Source organism: Betaproteobacteria bacterium (genome assembly GCA_016720065.1).
In the GTDB taxonomy this organism is placed as follows: Bacteria; Pseudomonadota; Gammaproteobacteria; order Burkholderiales; family Rhodocyclaceae; genus SSSZ01.
Genome location: JADJXY010000001.1, coordinates 345,627 through 367,086 on the forward strand (window position 1 = coordinate 345,627; position 21,460 = coordinate 367,086).

Sequence of the window (21,460 nt, forward strand, 5' to 3'; positions counted from 1 at the left end):
TGCTTTCCCTGCGGGAGCGGGAAGCGCGGTCTGTCGGTACAAATATTGCTTAATTTTTGAGCTATGCCGGGCGGTTTTAGGGCCCGGTGCCAGGATTCCCCGCCTGAGGCGGGGGCGTTGAATCGATCGTTCCGGGGGCGCGCGGCCCCCGGGGCGGGTCGGCTGGGGAAGCGGGATTCCGAAAAGGGAGTCCGGGGCGCGATCTCAGCCTTCCAGGCAGGCTGAGTCTCACCGAAATCCGGTGGGGTGACGCCAAGGGGGTGGTATGGCAAGGAATCCTTCGTTCAAGTTGCGTCAGGGAGCAATCCTGGCGTTCGCGATCAATTACGCCTTCAGTCCGGTGGCCTACGCGGGCCTGCCCCAGGGGGCGAGCGTGGTCAACGGCCAGGTGACGATCACCCAGCCGTCCTCCGGCGTCATGAACGTGCGGGCCTCCAACGGCTCCATCATCAACTGGAACCAGTTTTCCATCGGTGCCGGCGATCTCGTGCGCTTCGTCCAGCCTACGGCGTCGTCCGCCGTGCTCAACCGGGTGGTGGGGAGCCAGGTGTCGGAGATCATGGGCCGCCTCGAAGCCAACGGCCGGGTCTTCCTCATCAACCCCAACGGCATCGTCTTCGGGCCCGGAGCACGGGTCGATACCAACGGTTTTCTCGCGTCCACCCTCAGCCTGTCCGACGCCGACTTCCTGGCCGGCAAACTGCGCTTCCTGGGTGATGCCAGCAGCGGCACCATCCGCAACGAAGGCCTCATCACCGTTGCCCCCGGCGGCAGCGTCGCCCTCATCGCGCCCAATATCGAAAACGCCGGCATCATCCAGGCCCCCGGCGGGCACCTCCTGCTCGCCGCCGGTCGGCGCATCGAAATCGCCAGCCTGGATTTCGACGGGGTCACTTTCGAGGTCCAGGCGCCCGCCGACACGGTGCTCAACCTGGGCAAACTGCTGGCCGACAACGGCGCCATCCAGGTCTTTGCCGGCTCCCTGCGCCATAGCGGCGAGATCCGCGCCAACCGGATGACCCAGGACGCCGACGGCAGTATCCGCCTGGTGGGCAGCAGCGAAGTGGTCCTCACCGCCGACAGCGTCACCCGGGCCGACGGCCCCAGCGGCGGCAACATCACCATTCAGAGCCCGGAAGGCACCACCCGCGTCGGCGGCCTGGTTTCTGCCGTCGGCAGCGAAGGCCGGGGGGGCGATATTCGCCTGCTCGGCGAACGGGTCGCGGTCGAATCCGGAGCGACGGTGGACGCCTCAGGCGCCTCCGGCGGCGGGCAGATTCTCGTCGGCGGCGACTACCAGGGCAGCAACGCCGAGGTGCAGAACGCCAAGCGGGTCTTCATCGGGGAAGGCGCCCGTCTGGTGGCCGATGCCACCGGGCGTGGCAACGGCGGGCGCGTCATCGTCTGGTCCGACGAGACGACGCGCTTCCTGGGCAGCATTTCCGCCCGGGGCGGAATTCTGGGAGGCAATGGCGGCTTCGCCGAGGTCTCCGGTGCCCACGACCTGCTCTTCTCCGGCGGCGCCGACCTGACCGCTCCCCTGGGCGAGGCCGGTTTCCTGCTGCTCGACCCGCTGGACATTATCGTCTCCACCATTGGCGGCATCCTGCCCATCGTCACCGACCAGTTTGCCGACCTGCCGACCAATATCCTCACCATCTCCCCTACCGGCCTCAACCAACTGGGCGGCAACGTCATCCTGCAGGCCAAGCGCGACGTCTACTTCAACAGTTCCACCGTCTTCACCGGCACCAGCCTTACCGTCCAGGCCAACGGTGACAACGCCACCGGTTCCATCTACCTCAATCAGTCGCTGTCGGCCAGCAACGGCAGCGTCACCCTTTCCGGCTACACCCTGCGGGGTTCCGGCAATCTGTCCTCCGCCGGCACGACGACCGTCAACGTCACCGGCAACATCGACAGCAACTACACCGGCAGCGTCAGCGGCTCCACGGTAGCGTTGACCTCGAGCGGCGGATCGATCAACTCCCTGGAAGCGAGTGGTGGCAACGTCACCCTTTCGGGCCAGAGCGGTGTCTTCAACAGCACGGTCAGCGCATCGGGCAACGCCGCCCTGAATTCCGCTGGCGGAAGCCTCAACAACAACACCGTGACGGCCGGGAATACGGCAACCTTCACCGCTCCCGGCAGCATCAATGCCAACTATGTCCGGGCGGCGCGCATCAATGCCGATTCCTCCGGCTCCTACGTCCGGCTGTACAACCAGTCCGGCTATGCACTCAACCTCGGCCTCATTGACGGCGCTTCCGGGGTCTATCTCTACTCCAACGCCGGCATGCGCCAGGTGGCGGGCGGCTCCATCATCGGCCCCTTCGTCCAGCTCGACGGCCAGGACGCCAGCGGAACCCTGGGGACATCCGCGGCCCCGCTGCAGGTCGATTCGCCTTCACTCACCCTCAGCAATCTGGGGGGAGGGGCATTCATCGACGTTGTCAACACGCCCACCCTCACCGGCTTGTCCCTCGACGGCAGCCTGGCCGCCCTGGCCGCCACGGAGATCGCTGGGGCGCCCAACTTGGATGTCTTCGACCTGAGCGCCGGCAGCGGCGTCCTCAACGCCAATGTCCAGGCGGCCAGCGGGCTCACCAGCTTCGCCCTGAACGTGAGCAACGCGGGGCTCGCCTTCAGCAACCTCAATGTCCCCTCGGCCTCGGTATCCCTGGTGGCCGGGGGCGGCGGGGTCAGCTACGGCAACGCCACGGTGGGCAGCCTCAACGTCACCGCCGCTGGCTCGATCACGGGGACATCCGTCACCTCGACCGGCTCGATCTCCCTGTACGCCGCCAAGTGCTCCCAGGCCTACCCCTATCCGCTGTGCGCCGACACCAGCAATATCACCGCCACCAGCCTGACCAGCAGCGGCGGCAGCATCACCCTGGATACCGACGACAACGGCACCGTCAATGTGGGCACCCTGAGCGCCGCCGGTTCCGCCAGCGTCTCGGCCGGCCGTGTCTATTACAGCTACACGAACAGCAATAACAACGTCACGACCAACAGCATCATCCTGGGGACGGTGACGACCGGGTCGTCCTTCACGGCGACCAACACCGGCACGGGCAATCTGACCGTTTCCGGTCCCATCACCGCAGGCGGCACGGTCACCCTGAATGCTGGCAGCCAGTACTACAACTACCAACTGGGGCAGAACGTCCGCACGACCAGTGCAATCAGCGCGGCGGGCGATATCTCCGGCACCCGGGTCCGCATGACCAATTCCGGCACCGGAGCCATCACGGCGAACGGCACGCTTACGGCCTCCTCAACCGACATCACCCTCAATGCCCAGAACGGTGCCCTCACCGCCACCGGCGCTCACAGCGCGGGAACCTCGGCCAGTTACACTGCCGGCAACGGCAATCTGACCCTGGGCACCGTCACCACCACCAACGGCAGCGTCAGCGGCACGGCCACCAACGGCAATCTCAGCTTTACCTCCATCGCGGCGAACGGCAGCAACCGGGACGTCACCCTTACGGCCACCAACGGCACCCTGACGACGACTCAGGACAACGCCGGGGCGGACATCAGCGCGACCGGCAACGTGACTCTGAGCGCCACCAACGGCATCGGCGACGCAAGCTTCGCCCGTCCCCTGGATATCGTGGCCGGCAGCACGGGCACCGTTCAGCTCACCTCGCCCGCCGGCAGCGTCGGTGCCGTGGGCAAAGCGATCAATGTGGATACCCAGGGCACCCTGCGCGTGAGTGCCGGCGGGCAGTTCCACGTCTCGGCCCAGGACATGTCCGGCACCGCCCGCACCCTGCGCGCCATCGACCTGACGGCGGGAGCAAGCGGCATGGGCGTCGGTGGCACTTCGGTGCTCTCGTCCCTGGATTTGTCGGTCAATGCCAGCAGCGACGGGTCGACCATCACCATTGGCGATATCGTCCAGGCGGCCAATACCCTGGATGCCTTCAAATTCACCGCTTCCGGCAGCAGCGCCCTGGTCTTCGGCAACGCCAGCCTCACCACCGCCGGCTTGAACGACCTCACCCTCGCCGCCGGCAACGGCCTGACCCAGACCTTGCCGGGGACGAACAATGTCGTCGGCGGACTGATCGACCTCGACGGCGGCAGCGGGGCGGTCGTCGTCGGTGACGTCACCAGTTCCACCGCTGCGGTCGGCAACAAGATCCGCATCGACGGTGCCGACATCACCGCCGGTGATCTGGCCGGTCTGGACATCAGTGTCAGCGGAGCGAATCTGGTTCTCGGCGCCGTCGCGGCCAGCGGCACCCGCCGGGGTTTCCCCGGCAGCTATCTCCTCAATCCTCACACCGGTAGCAACGAGTACGTGACCGAGGACCTGACCCTCTCGGCCTCCGGCAGCATCACCACCGCCGGCAACGTCTCCAGCGCTACCTCGGTCAGCGTCACTGCCGCCAACGGCATTACCGTCAATGGCGGAACCGGATCCATCACCGGCGGGACGACCTACAACGGTTACTACGTCGATAGCGCCAACGTCGCCGCCGGCACCGGCACCCTGGCCTCGGGCGCCATCCTGGCCTACAACACCACGGTTTCCGGCAATACCCTCAATACCGGAGCGCTCACCGCCAACGGCGGCAATCTCACGGTATCGGGGACGACCTTCAATACCGGCAACCTGACGGCGACCTCCACCGTCGACATCAACGCGACCGACGCTTACGTCCCCGGGGCCATCACCATTGCTGCCGGCGCCACCGTCAATATCACCGCGCCCAACGGCATCGACACCACCCTGGCCACCATCACGACGCCCACCGCCTACCTGCAGGCCAGCGATGGCGCCGTGGTCGCCGATCTGACCGGTACCACCAGCCTCTACCAGTTGATCGCCGGGGGGGCCATCGACGTCACTTCGACGGCGGCGCTGACCAGCCTCTACGTGCAGGCCAAGGGCGATCAGCTGGGGGGGGCTTCTTCCATCATCGCGCCCGGACAGACCTTCACCCTCACCAGCAGCGGCAGTAACGCGAACCTTACCTGGAATTCGGCGACGGCCGTTACGGCCCGCTACACCGAGCGTTCCGACGGCGTTACCGTCAGCGATGTCAATGTGGCTGGCAATTTCGGTGCCGCGGGCAGCTCCCTGCAAATCTACGGCAGTGAATCGGCCATCAACGTGAATGGCTTCACCGGCGCCGGGACTCAGGCCCTGTTCAACACCGACGGCAACGTCACCCTGAACAGCCTGGCCACCGGCGGCGGGAGCGTCACCGCCCAGTCCTACTCCGGCGACATCACCGTCGGCAGCGTGGCGACCCTGGGATCGGCCGCCAATCTGAGCGCCTATTCGGGGAGCATTCTCGGCACGGGCGCCGCGACCATCAACACCGCCAACAACCTCGACGATCCCAGCGGCAGCGTCACGCTCTACGCGGCCAACGGCAGCATCGGCTCCGGCGGCACGCCCATCGTGGTCAACAAGACCGTCAGCCTCACCCTCAATGCCGCCGATACCATTGCGGTGGACCTCAACAACACCACGCTGACCAATCTCTACATCACCACCCGCGCCAGCGGCAGCGGCAGCATCAGTATCGTCAATAACCCCAATTACGCCGGCTTCAGTCTCACGCGGGGCACGGCGGAACTGGTTCTCGGTCCGGTAACCCCGGCCTCCGCCGGCAGTTTCCATCTCACCGCCAGCGACGGCAGCATCCGGGTCAATGGCGACATCAGCGTCGTCGACCTGCGCCTCGACACCAACTCCTCGACGGGCGATGTCCTCATCGCCGCCAGCGGGGGGCCGCGTAGCGTCGTCGCCAGTGGATCGCTTTTCCTCGATGCCGGTCGCGACGTGAAAATTCTCGCCGGAGCGGCTGTGGGGGAAAATGTCCTCGTCCAGGGCGCTTACCAGTCTTCGAACATCGGCCGCGACCTCATCGTTCAGGGCGACGGTGGCAGTGCCCTGCTCAACCTTTCAAGCGGCAGTGTGCAGACCGTCTCCGTGGGGCGGGATATCCGGGTTCTGGGCGGCAGCAATGGGACGGGTTCCTCGGCGGGAATCACCTCCTCCGGCTCGCAGAATCTCTACGCTTCCAATGACGTCATCGTTCAAGGCGGTGCCTCGGACAGCGCGAGCGCCCTGCTGCAAGGCGACTACCAGGACATTCGCAGCAACAATCTCAGCGTCCTGGCGGGCGGGGGCACCGACGCCACCGCGCGCATCCTGGGGGATTACCAGTACATCAGCGAGGTGCGTGGCGACCTGTCGGTCCTGGGGGGGGCTGGAACCAACGCCTTTGCCGAGATTGTCAGCGCCAGCGACCAGTCCCTCGGCAATCAGTCCACTTATTTTCACGATCCCACCGGCAGTGTCTTGATCCAGGGCGGCACAGGCAGCGGCACCTATGCGTCCGTGCGCGCCGGAAGCGGGCAGACGCTGTATGGTGGCGGCACCATTTCGGTCCTCGGCGGCAGCGGCAACGGGGCCTATGCGGAAGTCGTGAGTGCCTCGACCCAGACGGTGGGCTACCAGTATCAATACTTCTACGATCCCACCGATGCGTTGCTTGTCCAGGGAGGCTCGGGCATCGGAGCCTATGCCTCGATCCGGGCGGCCAGTACTCAAGTGGTACAGAGCCGCAACGATATCCAGGTGCTGGGCGGCAGCGGGACCGGCGCCGGGTCGAGTGGCGCCTGTGGGACCGGGCCGGGAGCCTTTGCCGAAATCTGCACCAGCGGCGCACAGTACGTCGGTGAGACCCAGAGCTACGTTTTCGGCAACGCGCCGACTGACGATATCCTTGTCCAGGGCGGCAGCGGTGGCAATGCGCGTATCCGGGCCGGCAGCTACCAGGAAATCATGGCCGGTGGGAACGTTTCCGTCCTCGCCGGGACGGTGACCGGCATGACCGCTGCCATCGAAGTCACCGGGGGGAGCCAGGTCATCGGGGAAACCTATCTCTTCAACAACGATGCCAGTGGCAGCATCATCGTCCAGGCGGGAACCGGCGCAGCCACAGGCACCTCGGCGTGGATCAGCGCCAGTGGCAGTCAGACCCTCCGCGCCGGCGGAACCCTATCCGTCACCGGCGGAGCGGACAGTTCCCATGCCGAAATCGTCGCTGGAGGCAGCCAGACCATCGGACTCAACAGCGGCTCCTACGACGCCACCGACGCCATCACCCTGACCGGCGGCAGCGGCGTCAGCGCCTACGCCCACATCGTCGCCGGCAGCAGCCAGTCGGTGCAGAACAGCGGCAACATCGCCCTGGCCGGCGGTACCGGGGCCAGCGCGGGCGCACGTCTGCAATCGGCCACCAGCCAGACCATCACCACCCAGGGCAATCTGACCGTCGTCGCCGGGACCGGCTCCGACGCGGAGGTTAATCAGACTGGCGCGGGTACCCAGAGCCTCAACGTCTCCGGTACCGTCACGGTCAATAATCCGGGCGGCGCGCTGGCGGGTATCGTCTCCGGCGGTGCCCAGAACCTGACGGCGGACAACGTCACGGTCACGGTCAGTTCCGGCGTCGCCGCCGCCGCGGCCGAGATCACCGCGGCGGGCACCCAGACCATCACCCTCAACGGCACCGGAAGCACGAACGCCTTCCTCACCATCCTCAACCACAGCGGGGCGGCGGGTTCCATCGCCAAGGTCGGCACCACGGGCGCCCAGACCATCACCATGCCCTACACCGCCGCCGGGACGCTTCGCGTGGGCGACACCTCCTCCCTGGGAGAGGCCTGGCTCGTTTCCGGGGCCAACCAGTCGCTCCTGGTCGGCGACCTCATCGTCCAGGGGGGCGCCACGGCGGCGGCCTCGTCCAAGGTCGAGGCCGGCGCCGGCAGCACCATGGACATCAGCGCCCTGACCGGGTCCATCCAGGTGCTGGGCGGTGCGGCGGGTTCCGCCGCCATCGACCCGGCGGTCCTCAACATGGCCACCAACGGTTCGATCGTCGTCCAGGCCGGGGCGGCCGCCACCGCCACGGCCACCATCACCGCCGGCAACATCAACATGGCCGCCACCAACGGCAGCATCGCCGTCACCGGCGGCTCGGCCTCGGCCAGCATCGTCGCCACGGGCACCATGAACGCCTACGCCTCCGGCAACATGGTCATCACCAACGGCACCGTATCGGCCGGTGCGCTCACCGGCAACAACATCTTCCTGGGGGGCAGTTGCATCGGCTGCACGACGGGCCTCGTGGGTGTCTTCAATATCAACTCCGGCCTGCTGCCGGTGGTGACGACGGCGGGGGTGGTGCTCCTGGTCGATCCGGGCAGTGGCGAAATCATCGCTCTTCTCGACAGTCTGCAGGACTTGTACACCCTGACGCTCACTGAAGAGGGTGAAATCGTTTACGATTTCGGCCGGCGTCGGATACCGCAGTGCAGTTGATGCCGCAACGGGGAGGGTTGATTTGATTTCCAAGTACTGGCGCCGGGCGGCGGGATTGGGGCTGCTCGTGGGCCTGCTGGCGGGGGGCATTGCCCAGGCCCAGCAGAAGATCGGGCAGGTGGATTTCGCCCAGGGCCTCGCCACGGCCCAGCGCCCGGGGGAGGCGACGCGTTTCCTGGTGCGCGGCGAAGCCTTGCTCGAAGGCGATACCATCAACACCACCGATCGCGGCTACGCCGTCCTGTCCTTCAAGGACGGCAGCAAGATCACCCTGCGTCCTGGAACCAGCTTCGCCGTCGACAAATTCGCCCACGACAAGGGCGAGGAAAGCGCCGTCATGCGCCTCCTCAAGGGCGGATTGCGCGCGGTGACCGGGCTGATCGGCAAGCGCAATCCCGGCGGAATCCAGTTTGGTACGGTGACCGCCACCATCGGCATCCGTGGCACCAGCTTCGACGCCCGCCTCTGCGGCGAGGATTGCCGCAAGGAAGATCAGGAAGTGCGCACCCGCCCCAACAAGGTGGCCCCCCTGCCGCCCGCCGACACCGTGATCGCCCGCGTGGTGCGCATCCAGGGCGAGGCGGTGGCCGTGCAATCCGGGCAGGCAGCCCGGCGCCTCTTCGAGGGTGCCCCCTTGCAGGTAGGAGACGAAATCCGTACCAGTGCCGCTGCCGTCGTGGTCATCGGCTTCCGTGACCAGACCCGCGTTTCCCTGGAGCCCCAGACCGTCTTCCGGGTCGAGGATTTCGCCTACGACCGCAAAAATCAGCCCGACAACTTCGCCGTCCGCCTCGTCAAGGGCGGCCTGCGCTTCTTTACCGGATTGTTGGGCAAGCGCAATCCGGGGGCGGTCAGCGTCTCCACCGTGGTTGCCACCATCGGCATCCGCGGCACCGGCATGGATATTCGCTGCGAAGGCCCCTGCGTCCCTGGCTACCAGCCCCCGCCCGCTTCGCCAAGCAAAGGCAAGCCCGTCAAGGCGGCGTCGGCCAAGGACAAGAAAGCCGCGGCCGCCAAGGCCCAGGCCGAAGCCTCGGCCGCCTGCGCCGACTCGCTTTCCGCCTCGACCTGGGATGGCGAGATCGTCGTCACGGGCAATCGCGACATGTCCGTCGCCAAGGGGCAGTCCGCCTGCGTGGGCAAGGACGGCGCGCCACGCTCCCTGGCGGGCATCCCTGATGGAATCCGGGCCTTCGTTTCCCCCAGGCCGGATCAGGTCGATATCAACTGGGATGCTCTTTTCGGCAGCGTGCTGCCCAATGGCGAGGATGGTCTCTACGCCCTGGTGCGCGACGGTCACGTCTTCCTGCTCAGCAGCGGTGGGCGCCTCGATCTGGGCCCGGGCGAAGCCGGCTACGTGGGTGCCGACGGCGTCCCCCACCGTCTCGACCCCATCCCGCGCTTCCTGAGCGACGACCCCTTCCCCATTCCGGAAATGTTCGATGCCAACGATCCTGACATCATCCAGCTCTACGGCGTCACCCTGGGGGCGCCGGAGCAGGAAATCTGCGAGGTCAACTGAAGCCATGGCGCGTCCCCAACCCGGTGGGCGAATGGCCCCCTGCCTGATCGCCCTGGCTTCCTGCCTCGCCCTGCTGGCGCCTCCGGCGCAGGCCGAAACGCCCGCCGTTCAGGAGCCCACCCTCGACGTCACGCGCTACCGCATCGAAGGCAGGGCACCGCTCTCGGAAGCCCAGGTTGCCGCCATCCTGGCCGCCCATGTGGGCGAGAAGCGCAGCATCGCCCAGATCGAGCAGGCGGCCAAGGCGCTGGAAAAGGCTTTCCGCGACGAGGGGCACGTCTTCCACCGCGTCCTGGTGCCGGTCCAGAAGCCCCAGGGGGGAGAAGTCGTCCTGCAGGTGCTCGCCTTCAACCTCGCCAAGGTCACGGTGAGCGGCAATCAGCACTTTTCCAGCGAGAACATCCTGCGCAGCCTGCCCGCCCTGCGGGTCGGCGAACCCCCCGACATGGACGACCTGGGCCGTGACCTCACCGCGGCCAACGTCAACCCCTCCAAACAGGCCGCCATCACCTTCCGCGAAGGCGCGTCGCGGAGCGGCGTGGACGCCGACCTGCGGGTCCGGGATGCCGAACCCCTCGGTTTCTTCGCCGGCCTGACCGCCAACCGTTCCATCGATCCCGCCCGCAATGGGGACGGCATCTATCGGCTCACGGTGGGGGTGCAACACGCCAACCTGTTCGACCGGGACCACGTCGTCACCGCCTCCTATACCCTGGATCCCCGTGATCTCGGCCAGGTCTCGCTTTTCGGCCTCTACTACCAGGCCCCCTTCTATGGCACCGGCCTCAGCCTGTCCGGCTACTACACCTATTCCGATGTCAATACCGGCCAGGTGCCGCAGGGCGGAGGGCTCCTCGACGTGAGCGGTGGCGGGGAATTCATGGGCGTGAAGCTCAGTCTGGCGCTCCCCCGGCAGGGAACCCTGCAACACACGGCTGCCATCGCGCTGGACGACCGTCACTTCCGCAACGACACCCGCTTTGCCGGAACGAAGATCACCCCCGACGTGGGGTCGCGCCCGATTTCCCTGCTTTACACCGCCCGCCAGGACCATGCCTGGGGCCATGTAAGCGGCAACGTCGGATACGCGCGCAATTTCGGCGGGGGGGCCGACAACCGCAACGCAAACTATGCGGCGGTGGAGGCGGATCACTTCTGGGACGCCTGGCGCTACGGTGTCGAAGGCGCCCTGGCCAACCAGGGCTGGAATTTCACCGGCAAGCTGCGCGGTCAGTGGTCGAGCCACACCCTCATTCCCGGCGAGCAGTTCGGCCTGGGCGGCGCCGGTTCCGTACGCGGTTTTGCCGACCGTGAGGTTGCCGGTGACTACGGCTACCTCTGGAACCTGGAGGCCTTGGCGCCCCAGGTTCTGGTTCCGCGTCTGCGGCCGGTCATCTTCGTTGACGGCGGTACCGTTCATACCCGCAGTGACGGCCACACCGAACGGCTTGCCAGCGCCGGCGCGGGGTTGCGCTGGTCCCATGACCGCTTCGAAACCTCCCTGGATGTTGCCCGCGCCTTGGATCGCAACAGCCTGGCCACGGACACCGTGCGCACCCGACTCAATTTTTCCGCTTTCTACCGCTTCTGAACCCGGTGGCAGTAAGGATCCCGGCCGGCGGGCGCTCCCCGTCCGCCCCGCGCGCGGGCACCTCCCGATTCATCCGGGGATACATCCCGTAACGGCTGGCAACAGGCACCCGGCGCGAGCAACCCTAAGCTCCCTCCATCGACGGGTTTAGCCGTCCAATCTCCGGGAGTCCAGCCATGCAACGCATTCCAGCCTTTTTGTCCGTCCTCGCCCTCGCCCTTGCCGCCTCGGGTTGCGCCAGTTGGGATAGCATGAATTCGCGCCAGAAGAGCGCCGTGGTGGGCGCCGGCGTCGGAGGCGTGGTGGGCGCCGCGGTCACCGGCGGTGGTGTGCTGGGGACGGTCGGGGGGGCCGCCATTGGCGGCGTCATCGGCGACCAGGTCGGCAAGCAGCGCCGCTGATCCCTGCCGCCGGCCACTCTCGCCCTGCACCCTCGCGGCAGAGCACGATACGGCGGAACCAGCCCCCCGCCAGGGCCGCTTGGTCGGAAACGACTTTCAGGCCAGAAACCCCCGCCAGAACCTCCTCGAAGACCACGTCCAGCCGCGTCGCCACGTGCCGCACGAGGGTGTTGGCGGCCCGCCGCAGCAGGGCGGATTCCCCGGGACGGAGAAACTTGTCCAGGATGAGGACCGCACCGCCGGGCCGCAGCACCCGGGCCGCCTCGGCCAGACAGGCCCGGGGTTCGGGAACCACGGCCAGAATCAGGTGCAGGACCACGACATCGAAGCTTGCGGTGGCGAAGGGCAGGCGGCGGACATCCGCCACCACGGCCTCGAGGTCGCAGGTGTCGCGGCGCGCCACCGCCCGGGCCAGCATGGCCGGGGTGAGGTCGCAGCCCACCACACGGTACCCGGTGGGCAGCAGGGGAAGGTCGAGGCCGGTGCCGATGCCGGCCAGCAGGATATCCGCAGGGGCCGCGGGCAGCGCGGCCAGGCTGGTTTGCCGCAGCCTTCGCGACACCCGTTCGATGGCCAGGTCGTAGACCGGGGCGATCAGGGTGTAGGGGTGGCGCAGATTCAGTGCAGCACCCGGGGCACGGCCAGGACGAATTCCGGGATGGTGGCGTCGAAGGAATGGCCGTCGGCCGCCACCAGGCGGTAAGTGCCCTTCATGGTGCCCACCGGTGTCTTGAGGGCGCATCCGCTGGTATATTCGAACACCTCGCCGGGTTGCAGCAGCGGTTGCTGCCCCACCACCCCCAGGCCGCGCACTTCCTGGACCTCGCCGTTGGCGTCGCCGATGATCCAGTGGCGCGACACCAGTTGTACCGGAACGGTGCCGGTATTGCGGATGGCGATGGTGTAGGCGAAAACGTAATTGTCGCCTTCCGCGTCGGATTGATCGGGAATGAAGCGGGGGTGGGGCGTCACCTCGACGCGGTAGGTTTTTTCTTGACTCATGGAATCGTGGGTATCTGTCTTGGAGTGTTTCATGCCGGCAACGGATTTCGTCATCGCCCCCAGCATCCTCTCGGCTGATTTTTCCCGCCTCGGGCAGGAAGTGGAAAACGTCGTCGCGTCGGGGGCGGACTGGATTCACTTTGACGTGATGGACAACCATTACGTTCCCAACCTGACCATAGGCCCCCTGGTCTGCGCCGCCATCCGACCCTGCACCGCCGCGCCCATCGATGTGCATCTCATGGTCAAGCCGGTGGACCGCATCATCCCCGATTTTGCCAAGGCCGGCGCGAATATCATCACCTTCCACCCCGAAGCCTCCGAGCACATCGACCGTAGTCTCGCCCTCATCCGGGATCAGGGCTGTCAGGCGGGCCTGGTCTTCAACCCCGCCACCCCCCTGGATTGTCTGGATCACGTCCTGGACAAGATCGATGTCGTCCTGCTGATGAGCGTCAATCCGGGCTTCGGCGGCCAGAAATTCATCCCCTCGGCCCTCGCCAAGGCCCGCCAGGCGCGGGCCCGGCTGGACGCCTACACGCGGGAGAGCGGACGCCCCATCCGCCTGGAAATCGATGGCGGTGTCACGGTCGGCAACATCGCCGAAATCGCCCGGGCCGGCGTCGATGCCTTCGTCGCCGGCTCCGCGGTTTACGGCGCCGGCCGCGACGCCGATCCCCATCGTTACGACACGGTGATTGCCGCCCTGCGGGCCGAACTCGCCCAGATCTGAGAGGCTGTGAAAATTTCGTTCACCCCCGCTCGTCATGCGCAACTGCGCCCGCTCGGCGTTGCCAATGCTCGCCATCGCCCGAGCTATGGCTGTGCTTTGCGCCTTGATCGTGCACACTTGCGCACACCGCTCGGGCGCGCCCGAAAATTTCACAGCCTCTGACCCGTGCGCTTCGCTTCAGTCACCTTCGATCTGGACGGAACGCTCCTCGACACCGTCGCCGATCTGGCCGAAGCCTGCCGCCGCATGCTTCTCGAGCTTGGCGAGCCCCCGCGCAGCCTGGCCGAAATCCATGCCTTCGTCGGCAAGGGCATGGCCGTCCTGGTCGAGCGTTGCCTGACCCGGGGCGTCCCGCCGGAGGCCCGCCGTCTGCAAGCCGGCATCGAGGCCTTCAAACGCCACTATCTGGAGGTCAATGGCCAGCAGGCCGTCCTCTACCCGGGCGTCCTCGCCGGTCTGGAGGCCTGGAAGGCCGCCGGGATCCCTCTCGGCGTGGTGACCAACAAGCCCGGGCTGTTCACCGAGGCGCTGCTGGAGCGCTGCGGCCTGGCCTCCTATTTCGACGTCGTCGTTTCTGGCGACACCACGCCCTACAAGAAACCGCGGCCCGAGCCCCTGCTGCACGGGGTGGCCCTCCTGGGAACGACGCCGCAGCGCAACCTGCACGTGGGCGATTCCCTCAACGACATCGAGGCGGCCCGGGCCGCCGGCTGCCCTGTCTTCTGCGTCCCCTACGGCTACAACGAAGGCCGGCCGGTGGACAGTGCCGAATGCGATGCGCTAGTATCCGACCTGCTCGCCGCCTACCGGCGCGCCCTTGAATTCTGACCCGCCCCCACCCGAAATGACTTCCCTGATCGACCGGCAATTCTGGCTTTGGCGCCCCTTCGCGGCCGCCGAATCCTGGCGCCACTGGCGCTCCTGAATCGTTCCTGCGCCCTCCGTGCGGCGCATCCGGCCTGACCAGTTCCCTGTCATTTTTGAGGTTCCCCATGACTGAAACCGAATTCAACGCCCTGGCGGCCCAGGGTTACAACCGGGTCGCCGTGACCCTGGAAACCTTTGCCGACCTCGACACGCCCCTGTCCATCTACCTCAAGTTGGCGGGCCGGCCCTTTTCGTATCTGCTGGAGTCGGTGCAGGGCGGCGAACGTTTCGGCCGTTACTCCTTCGTCGGCCTGGCGGCCAGCACCCGCATCGTCGTGCGCGGCAGCGAGGTCGCCGTCCATTGCGGCGACCGCATCGTGGAGCGGGAGGAGGGCGGTGACCCGCTGGAGTTCCTCGGGCGCTACCTGGCGCGCTTCCGCGTCGCGCCGGCGGCGGGGCTGCCCCGCTTCTGCGGCGGCCTGGTGGGCTGCTTCGGTTACGACACCGTACGCTACGTCGAGAAGCGTCTTTGCCATGGACAGACCGCCGGTGATCTGGGCACGCCGGACATCGTCCTGCTGCTCTCGGAAGAAATTGCCGTGGTCGACAACCTCTCGGGCAAGCTCACCCTGGTGGTCTATGCCGAGCCCGGGGTGCCCGGCGCCTACGACAGGGCCCGGGCCCGCTTGAAGACGCTGGTGGCCCGCCTGCGGGAGCCGGTGGCCATCCCGCAAGAGGGACCGCGCAGTTCCGCGCCCGCCGTCTCGGGTTTCGGTGAGGAAGCCTTCAAGGCGGCCGTGCGGCGGGCCAAGGACTACATCACCGAAGGCGACATCATGCAGGTCGTCCTCTCCCAGCGCATGGCCAAACCCTGTACCGCGAGTCCCCTGGCGCTCTACCGCAGCCTGCGCAGCCTCAATCCCTCGCCCTACATGTTCTACTTCGACTTCGACGATTTCCACGTCGTCGGCGCCTCGCCGGAAATTCTGGTGCGTCTGGAGGGCGACACGGTCACCGTGCGGCCCATCGCCGGGACGCGCAAGCGGGGCGCCACGCCGGACGAGGACGCCGCCCTGGCCGCCGACCTCCTGGCCGACGAAAAGGAACGCGCCGAACACGTCCAGCTCCTCGACCTGGGGCGCAACGACTGCGGCCGCGTCGCCCAGGTGGGCAGCGTGCGCCTCACCGAGAACATGGTGATCGAGCGCTACTCCCACGTGATGCACATCGTCTCCAATGTGGAAGGCCGCCTGCAGCCGGGTCTCGACGCCCTCGACGTCCTGCGCGCGACCTTCCCGGCGGGAACCGTTTCCGGCGCTCCCAAGGTGCGGGCCATGGAGATCATCGACGAACTGGAACCGGTCAAGCGCGGCATCTACGCCGGAGCCGTCGGCTACCTGGGCTTCCAGGGCGACATGGACCTCGCCATCGCCATCCGCACGGCGGTCATGAAGGACGGGCAACTCCACGTCCAGGCCGGCGCCGGCATCGTTGCCGACTCCGACCCGGAATCCGAATGGCAGGAAACCCGCAACAAGGCCCGCGCCGTGCTGCGGGCGGCGGAACTCGCCGAACAGGGCCTCGACACCCGCATCGATTGATTCGCGACCCAAGACAAGCCCGAGGGATGGCGCCATGCTTCTGATGATCGACAACTACGACAGCTTCACCTACAACCTGGTGCAGTATTTCGGCGAACTGGGCCAGGACGTGCGGGTCTTCCGCAACGACGCCATCGCCCTGGACGAAATCGCCGGCCTGGCGCCGGACTACCTGGTCATTTCCCCCGGCCCCTGCGCCCCGGCCCAGGCGGGGGTTTCCCTCGCCGCTATCCGCGAGTTTTCCGGCAGGATTCCCCTGTTGGGTGTCTGTCTCGGCCATCAGGCCATCGGCGAGGCCTTTGGCGGGCGCATCGTCCACGCCAAACGGCTCATGCACGGCAAGGTCTCCCCGGTGCTGCACAAGGATGTGGGCGTCTTTCGCGGCCTGCCCAACCCCCTCACCTGCACCCGCTACCACTCCCTGGCCATCGAGCGGGAAAGCTGCCCCGATTGCCTGGAAGTCACCGCCTGGACCGACGACGGCGAAATCATGGGGGTGCGCCACAAATCCCTGGCCGTCGAGGGCGTCCAGTTCCACCCCGAATCCATTCTGACCGAGCGTGGTCATGACCTGTTGAAGAACTTCCTGGAGGAGCACCGTCCATGACCCCCCAAGCCGCCCTGCAGCGTGTCATCGAGCACCGCGAAATCTTCCACGACGAAATGGTCGCCCTGATGCGCCAGATCATGGGCGGAGAGGTGTCGCCGGTCATGATCGCCGCCATCATCACCGGCCTGCGGGTCAAGAAGGAGACGGTGGGCGAAATCGCCGCCGCCGCCTCGGTCATGCGCGAGTTATCCACGAAGGTCCAGGTGGCCGATGCGGGCTGCCTGGTCGATACCTGCGGCACGGGGGGAGACGGCGCCCATACCTTCAACGTCTCCACCGCCGCCATGTTCGTCGCCGCGGCGGCGGGCGCGCGGGTCGCCAAGCATGGCGGGCGCTCCGTCTCCAGCCAGTCGGGCAGCGCCGACGTGCTGGAAGCCCTGGGTGCCAACATCAACCTCAAGCCGGAACAGGTGGGCGAGTGCATCGACGCAGTCGGCGTCGGCTTCATGTTCGCCCCCAACCACCACAGCGCCATGAAGCACGCCGCCCCGGTGCGGCGCGAACTCGGCGTCCGCACCCTTTTCAACATCCTTGGTCCTCTCACCAACCCGGCCGGGGCCAGGCGCCAGGTCATGGGGGTCTTCCACCCCGATCTTGTCGGTATCCAGGTTCACGTGCTGCAACGCCTGGGCAGCGAGCGGGCCCTGACCGTCCATGGGCGCGAAGGCCTGGATGAAATCTCCATCGCCGGCCCCACCCTGGTGGGCGAGCTGAAAGACGGCGTGGTGCGGGAATACGAAGTGCGGCCGGAGGATTTCGACCTGCCCCTGCACGACCCCAGGGCCATCCAGGTCGCCAACGTCGAGGAATCCCGCGCCATGCTGCTGGGCGCCCTGGAAAACCGCCCCGGTGCCGCCCGGGACATCGTCGCCCTCAACGCGGGCGCGACGCTCTACGTGGCCGGCCTCGCCGATTCCCTCGCCGCCGGTGTCGACAAAGCCCTCGAAACCCTGTCCAGTGGCGCCGCCCGGGCCAAGGTCGAGGACTTTGTCAGCCGCACGCGGAGTTGCGCATGAGTGCCGGCTCCGGTTCGGACATTCTCGACCGGATACTGGCGACCAAAGAGGAAGAAGTCGCCGCCGCCCGGGCAATCCGACCGCTCGCCGACCTGCGGGCCGACGCCGAGCGTCAACCCGGCCCCCGCGATTTCGTCGGTACCCTGAAGGCCAGGGTTGCAGCGGGTCGGCCGGCCGTCATTGCCGAAATCAAGAAGGCCAGCCCCTCCAAGGGCGTCATCCGTCCGGACTTCCGCCCGGCCGACATCGCCGCGAGCTATGCCGAACACGGTGCGGCCTGCCTCTCGGTCCTCACCGACGGCCCGTATTTCCAGGGTAGCCCGGATTACCTCCAGGCCGCCCGCGCCGCCTGCACCCTGCCCGTCCTGCGCAAGGACTTCCTGGTGGACGCCTACCAGGTCCACGAAGCCCGGGCCATGGGCGCCGACGCCATCCTGCTCATCGCCGCGGCCCTGCCGCTCGCGCGCATGGAAGAATTCGAAGCGGTGGCACTGGCCTACGGCATGGCCGTCCTGGTCGAGGTTCACAACGGCGAAGAACTCGACCAGGCCCTCCGCCTCAAGACCCCCCTGATCGGCATCAACAACCGCAACCTGCGCAGCTTCGAAGTCAGCCTGGAAACCACCCTGGCGCTGCTGCCGCGCATCCCGCCCGACCGCCTGGTCGTCACCGAGAGCGGCATCCTCGCCCCCGGGGACGTCGCGCTGATGCGGGAAAACCGGGTCAATGCCTTCCTGGTTGGCGAAGCCTTCATGCGCGCCGCCGATCCGGGCGTCGAACTGGACCGCCTGTTCGGCCCCTGACAGCCCGGCCGGCGGCCTTGGTGTAAGCTTCGGGAAGTTCGCGCTCAAAGGAATACCCCATGGGACTGGCTGCCGAAAAACCCACCCTCTCCGCCGCCGACTTCCTTGCCTGGGAAGCGCAGCAGCCGGAAAAACACGAACTCTTCCAGGGCGAGGCCTTCGCCATGGTCGGCGCCCGCCGGGTGCATGTCACGGTGTCCCTCAACGTGGCAAGCCTCCTCAAGACCCACCTGCGCGGCACCCCTTGTCGCGCCTACATGGCCGACATGAAGCTGCGGGCCGCGGAAAACATCTTCTACCCCGACGTGATGGTCACCTGCCACCCGGAAGACCACTTGGCGGAGACCGTGATGAGCCAGCCCAAGGTGATCGTCGAAGTGCTCTCCGACAGCACCGCCGGCTACGACCGCGGCGGCAAGTTCGCCGCCTACCGCCAGATCGACAGCCTGGAAGAGTACGCCCTCATCGACCCCGACCGCCTGAGCATCGAAGTCTTTCGCCGCACCCCCAACGGTGACTGGCTCCTGGCCGCCAGCGAAGCCGGCCGGGGCCTGCTGCTCAAAAGCCTCGACTTCTCCGCCCCGCCGGAGGCGGTGTTCGAGGATGTCGGAGCCGAGTAGACCGGGTTGAGCTTGATCCCGTTGCTCTCTGCCCCTTGCAGTTCATTGCGAAGATTTGGGGCAGGCAGCTTCCCCCGGGGTGTATCAAGTTGTTGCGGACAAACAACAGGGGGCAGCAGTTTCTCCCCCGAAAGCCAATCAGTCGTTGCTCCTCGCCTTACCGCCGGGCAAAATCCGCCCAACTTCTCTATCCGAGAGGTAAAGCTAGCGTCTCCAGGGGCGCTAAAACTAACCACTAAGGAGTAATGCAATGCAAAAGAAACTGATCGCTCTGGCCATCGCCGGCCTGGCTTCCAGCGCTGCTTTCGCCCAAACCAACGTGACCATCTATGGCCTGATGGATTTCGGCTACGTCAACACCAGTGGCAACAGCGGCGGCGTGTCCTCGTCCGACAGCACCCACCGGCTTGACAGCGGCGTTGCCCAGGGCAACCGCCTCGGCTTCAAGGGCGCCGAAGATCTGGGCAACGGCCTCAAGGCCATCTTCGAAGCCGAATACGGCTTCAGCGGTGACGAGAGCACCGGCCTGTCCACCATCCGTCATGCCTACGTCGGCGTCACCGGTGGCTTCGGTACCGCAGTCGGCGGCCGTCTGGATGGCGTTCGCTACGGCATCTTCAACAAGTACGACGCCTTCGGTGGCGGCAACGTTGGTAACTTCACGCAGATGACCGCCCAGGTTGACCGTGCCAACAGCGCCATCGCCTACATCTCTCCCTCCTGGAGCGGCTTCTCCTTCGTTGGTGCCTACGCGACCAACATCGGTTCCCAAACCAACGGCCTCGGCCTGGACCCTCAGGAAACCAACGGCAACAAGCTGGACGGCATGCTGACCACCTTGATGGGTAACTACACCAACGGCCCCATCGATGTCACCGTTGATTGGGAGCGCGTCCACTTTGACGACTACATGCTGCTCGGCACCATCCCTCTTGATCGCGACACCGTGACCACCATCGCCGGTTCTTATGACTTCGGCGTGGTCAAGCTGCGCGCCCTGTGGGACAAGCAGAAGCTCGAAGGCCGTGACGGCGTGGGTACCGTGGCTGACTGGCGTTCCTGGTTTGTTTCCGCCACCGCCCCGGTCGGCAACTTCCTGCTGAAGGCCACCTACGGCCGCACCAAGGAAAAGCAGACCTCCGACAGCACCGCTCGCAAGTTCGGTCTCGGCGTGGATTACAACCTGTCCAAGCGCACCAAGCTGTACGCCGACTACGGCAACATCAGCCAAGGCGACAACTCTGCCATCGAAATCTCCTACAAGGCCAACACCAACGCCGGCACCGGCCTGGGTGGCACCAAGGCCTTCGATTTCGGCATCCAGCACAAGTTCTAATCTGGCTTAGCCAGTTGAACCAAAACGGGCGCTACGGCGCCCGTTTTTTTTTGGACAGTAGAGCAGAAAAAACGCAAAAAAACGAAAAAACGGGGACAGACCCAATGCCGTTAAGTCAAAAAACGGGGACAGACCACAAAAAAACGGGTACACAAAAAACGGGGACAGACCACGATTTCGAGTTACACTGCGAGGCTCTCCCCGCCGGAGCCCGTCCATGCCTCGTCGCCCCCGCGTGATGCTCCCCGACGTTCCTTTGCATATCATCCAGAGGGGCAATAATCGTCAGGCCTGTTTCATCGCCGACGAAGACTATGGGGTCTACCTGGACTGGTTGAAGGAGTACGCCGGCCAGACGGGTTGTGCGCTGCATGCCTATGTGCTGATGACGAATCATGTGCACCTGCTGCTTTCGGCGTCCACCCGCGATGGGGCGGCGGCCCTGATGAAGGCTCTGGGGCAGCGTTATGTGCAGTACGTGAATCGTGTCTACCGCCGGTCCGGTACCTTGTGGGAGGGTCGTTTTCGCTCCTGCCCGACCCAAGGAGAGGGCTATCTGCTGGTCTGCCAGCGCTATATCGAATTGAACCCGGTGCGCGCGGGGATGGTGCCGCACCCGGCGGAGTATCGCTGGTCGAGCTACCGCGCCAATGCTCAGGGCGAGGCGAGTACGCTGCTGACGCCCCACCCGCTGTATAGGGCGCTGGGGGCCGACGCTGCTGCAAGGCATGAGGCTTATCGGGAGCTGTTCCGCTGCGCCCTGGAGCCTGGGCTGGTGGACGCGATCCGCCAGGCGACGAACGGCAACTTTGCTCTGGGTGACGCGCGCTTTGGCGACCAGATCGCCCGGGCGCTCGGGCGGCGTGTGCAACCGGGCAAGGCGGGAAGACCGCGCAAGCAGGTGGAGCCGGAATCAGGGGAGTTGTTCTGAGCGCCCCCAGCCAGCGTTGGCGGTGGCGCCCGCCGGAATGGGGCTGGCAAACTTGGGGCTGCCCT

The 21,460-nt window shown here is 66.4% G+C and carries 15 protein-coding genes; 13 read left to right on the top strand and 2 right to left on the bottom strand.

What is annotated here, in order from left to right:
- Nucleotides 1-265 precede the first annotated feature (265 nt).
- From IPM73_01620 to IPM73_01635, 4 genes are all read left to right on the top strand, one after another.
- A complete protein-coding gene (locus tag IPM73_01620) occupies nucleotides 266-8,362 on the top strand; it encodes a filamentous hemagglutinin N-terminal domain-containing protein (protein ID MBK8916790.1) in 8,097 nt (2,698 codons plus the stop codon).
- Between the two features lie 22 nt (nucleotides 8,363-8,384).
- Nucleotides 8,385-9,884, top strand: coding sequence for a FecR domain-containing protein (locus tag IPM73_01625; protein MBK8916791.1), 1,500 nt, complete (start codon nucleotides 8,385-8,387; stop codon nucleotides 9,882-9,884).
- Between the two features lie 31 nt (nucleotides 9,885-9,915).
- On the top strand, nucleotides 9,916-11,475 hold the full coding sequence (locus IPM73_01630) for a ShlB/FhaC/HecB family hemolysin secretion/activation protein (GenBank protein ID MBK8916792.1): 1,560 nt from the start codon (nucleotides 9,916-9,918) through the stop codon (nucleotides 11,473-11,475).
- A 176-nt stretch (nucleotides 11,476-11,651) separates the two neighbouring features.
- Entirely contained in the window at nucleotides 11,652-11,876 is a 225-nt protein-coding gene (locus tag IPM73_01635) for a glycine zipper 2TM domain-containing protein (protein MBK8916793.1), read from the top strand.
- Here the strand turns inward: IPM73_01635 and IPM73_01640 are convergent.
- Nucleotides 11,842-12,498 (bottom strand): class I SAM-dependent methyltransferase, encoded by a 657-nt coding sequence (locus IPM73_01640; GenBank protein ID MBK8916794.1) that lies wholly within the window; start codon nucleotides 12,496-12,498, stop codon nucleotides 11,842-11,844. The two genes, IPM73_01635 and IPM73_01640, sit on opposite strands and share 35 nt — an antisense overlap.
- Complete coding sequence (gene apaG, locus IPM73_01645) at nucleotides 12,495-12,878, bottom strand: Co2+/Mg2+ efflux protein ApaG (protein MBK8916795.1); 384 nt, start codon at nucleotides 12,876-12,878, stop codon at nucleotides 12,495-12,497. Before apaG ends, IPM73_01640 begins: the two co-directional genes overlap by 4 nt.
- Nucleotides 12,879-12,909: 31 nt before the next feature.
- Here apaG and rpe point away from each other — a divergent pair, with 31 nt between their 5' ends.
- The 9 genes from rpe (at nucleotide 12,910) to IPM73_01690 (ending at nucleotide 21,395) form a co-directional block, all read left to right on the top strand.
- A complete protein-coding gene (rpe, locus tag IPM73_01650; GenBank protein ID MBK8916796.1) occupies nucleotides 12,910-13,611 on the top strand; it encodes a ribulose-phosphate 3-epimerase in 702 nt (233 codons plus the stop codon).
- A gap of 165 nt (nucleotides 13,612-13,776) precedes the next feature.
- A complete protein-coding gene (locus tag IPM73_01655) occupies nucleotides 13,777-14,439 on the top strand; it encodes a phosphoglycolate phosphatase (protein MBK8916797.1) in 663 nt (220 codons plus the stop codon).
- A gap of 164 nt (nucleotides 14,440-14,603) precedes the next feature.
- Nucleotides 14,604-16,079, top strand: a complete 1,476-nt coding sequence (locus IPM73_01660) for an anthranilate synthase component I (GenBank protein ID MBK8916798.1) — start codon at nucleotides 14,604-14,606, stop codon at nucleotides 16,077-16,079.
- A gap of 34 nt (nucleotides 16,080-16,113) precedes the next feature.
- On the top strand, nucleotides 16,114-16,686 hold the full coding sequence (locus IPM73_01665) for an aminodeoxychorismate/anthranilate synthase component II (protein MBK8916799.1): 573 nt from the start codon (nucleotides 16,114-16,116) through the stop codon (nucleotides 16,684-16,686).
- Nucleotides 16,683-17,705, top strand: a complete 1,023-nt coding sequence (gene trpD, locus IPM73_01670; protein ID MBK8916800.1) for an anthranilate phosphoribosyltransferase — start codon at nucleotides 16,683-16,685, stop codon at nucleotides 17,703-17,705. Before IPM73_01665 ends, trpD begins: the two co-directional genes overlap by 4 nt.
- The gene (gene trpC / locus IPM73_01675) at nucleotides 17,702-18,508 is read left to right on the top strand and encodes an indole-3-glycerol phosphate synthase TrpC (protein ID MBK8916801.1); all 807 of its coding nucleotides are present in this window, start codon (nucleotides 17,702-17,704) and stop codon (nucleotides 18,506-18,508) included. The genes trpD and trpC overlap by 4 nt, the downstream gene beginning before the upstream one ends.
- 59 nt (nucleotides 18,509-18,567) lie before the next feature.
- Entirely contained in the window at nucleotides 18,568-19,128 is a 561-nt protein-coding gene (locus IPM73_01680) for a Uma2 family endonuclease (GenBank protein ID MBK8916802.1), read from the top strand.
- Between the two features lie 250 nt (nucleotides 19,129-19,378).
- Nucleotides 19,379-20,464, top strand: coding sequence for a porin (locus IPM73_01685; GenBank protein ID MBK8916803.1), 1,086 nt, complete (start codon nucleotides 19,379-19,381; stop codon nucleotides 20,462-20,464).
- Nucleotides 20,465-20,681: 217 nt separating this feature from the next.
- Nucleotides 20,682-21,395, top strand: a complete 714-nt coding sequence (locus tag IPM73_01690) for a transposase (GenBank protein ID MBK8916804.1) — start codon at nucleotides 20,682-20,684, stop codon at nucleotides 21,393-21,395.
- The last annotated feature ends 65 nt before the right edge of the window (nucleotides 21,396-21,460 follow it).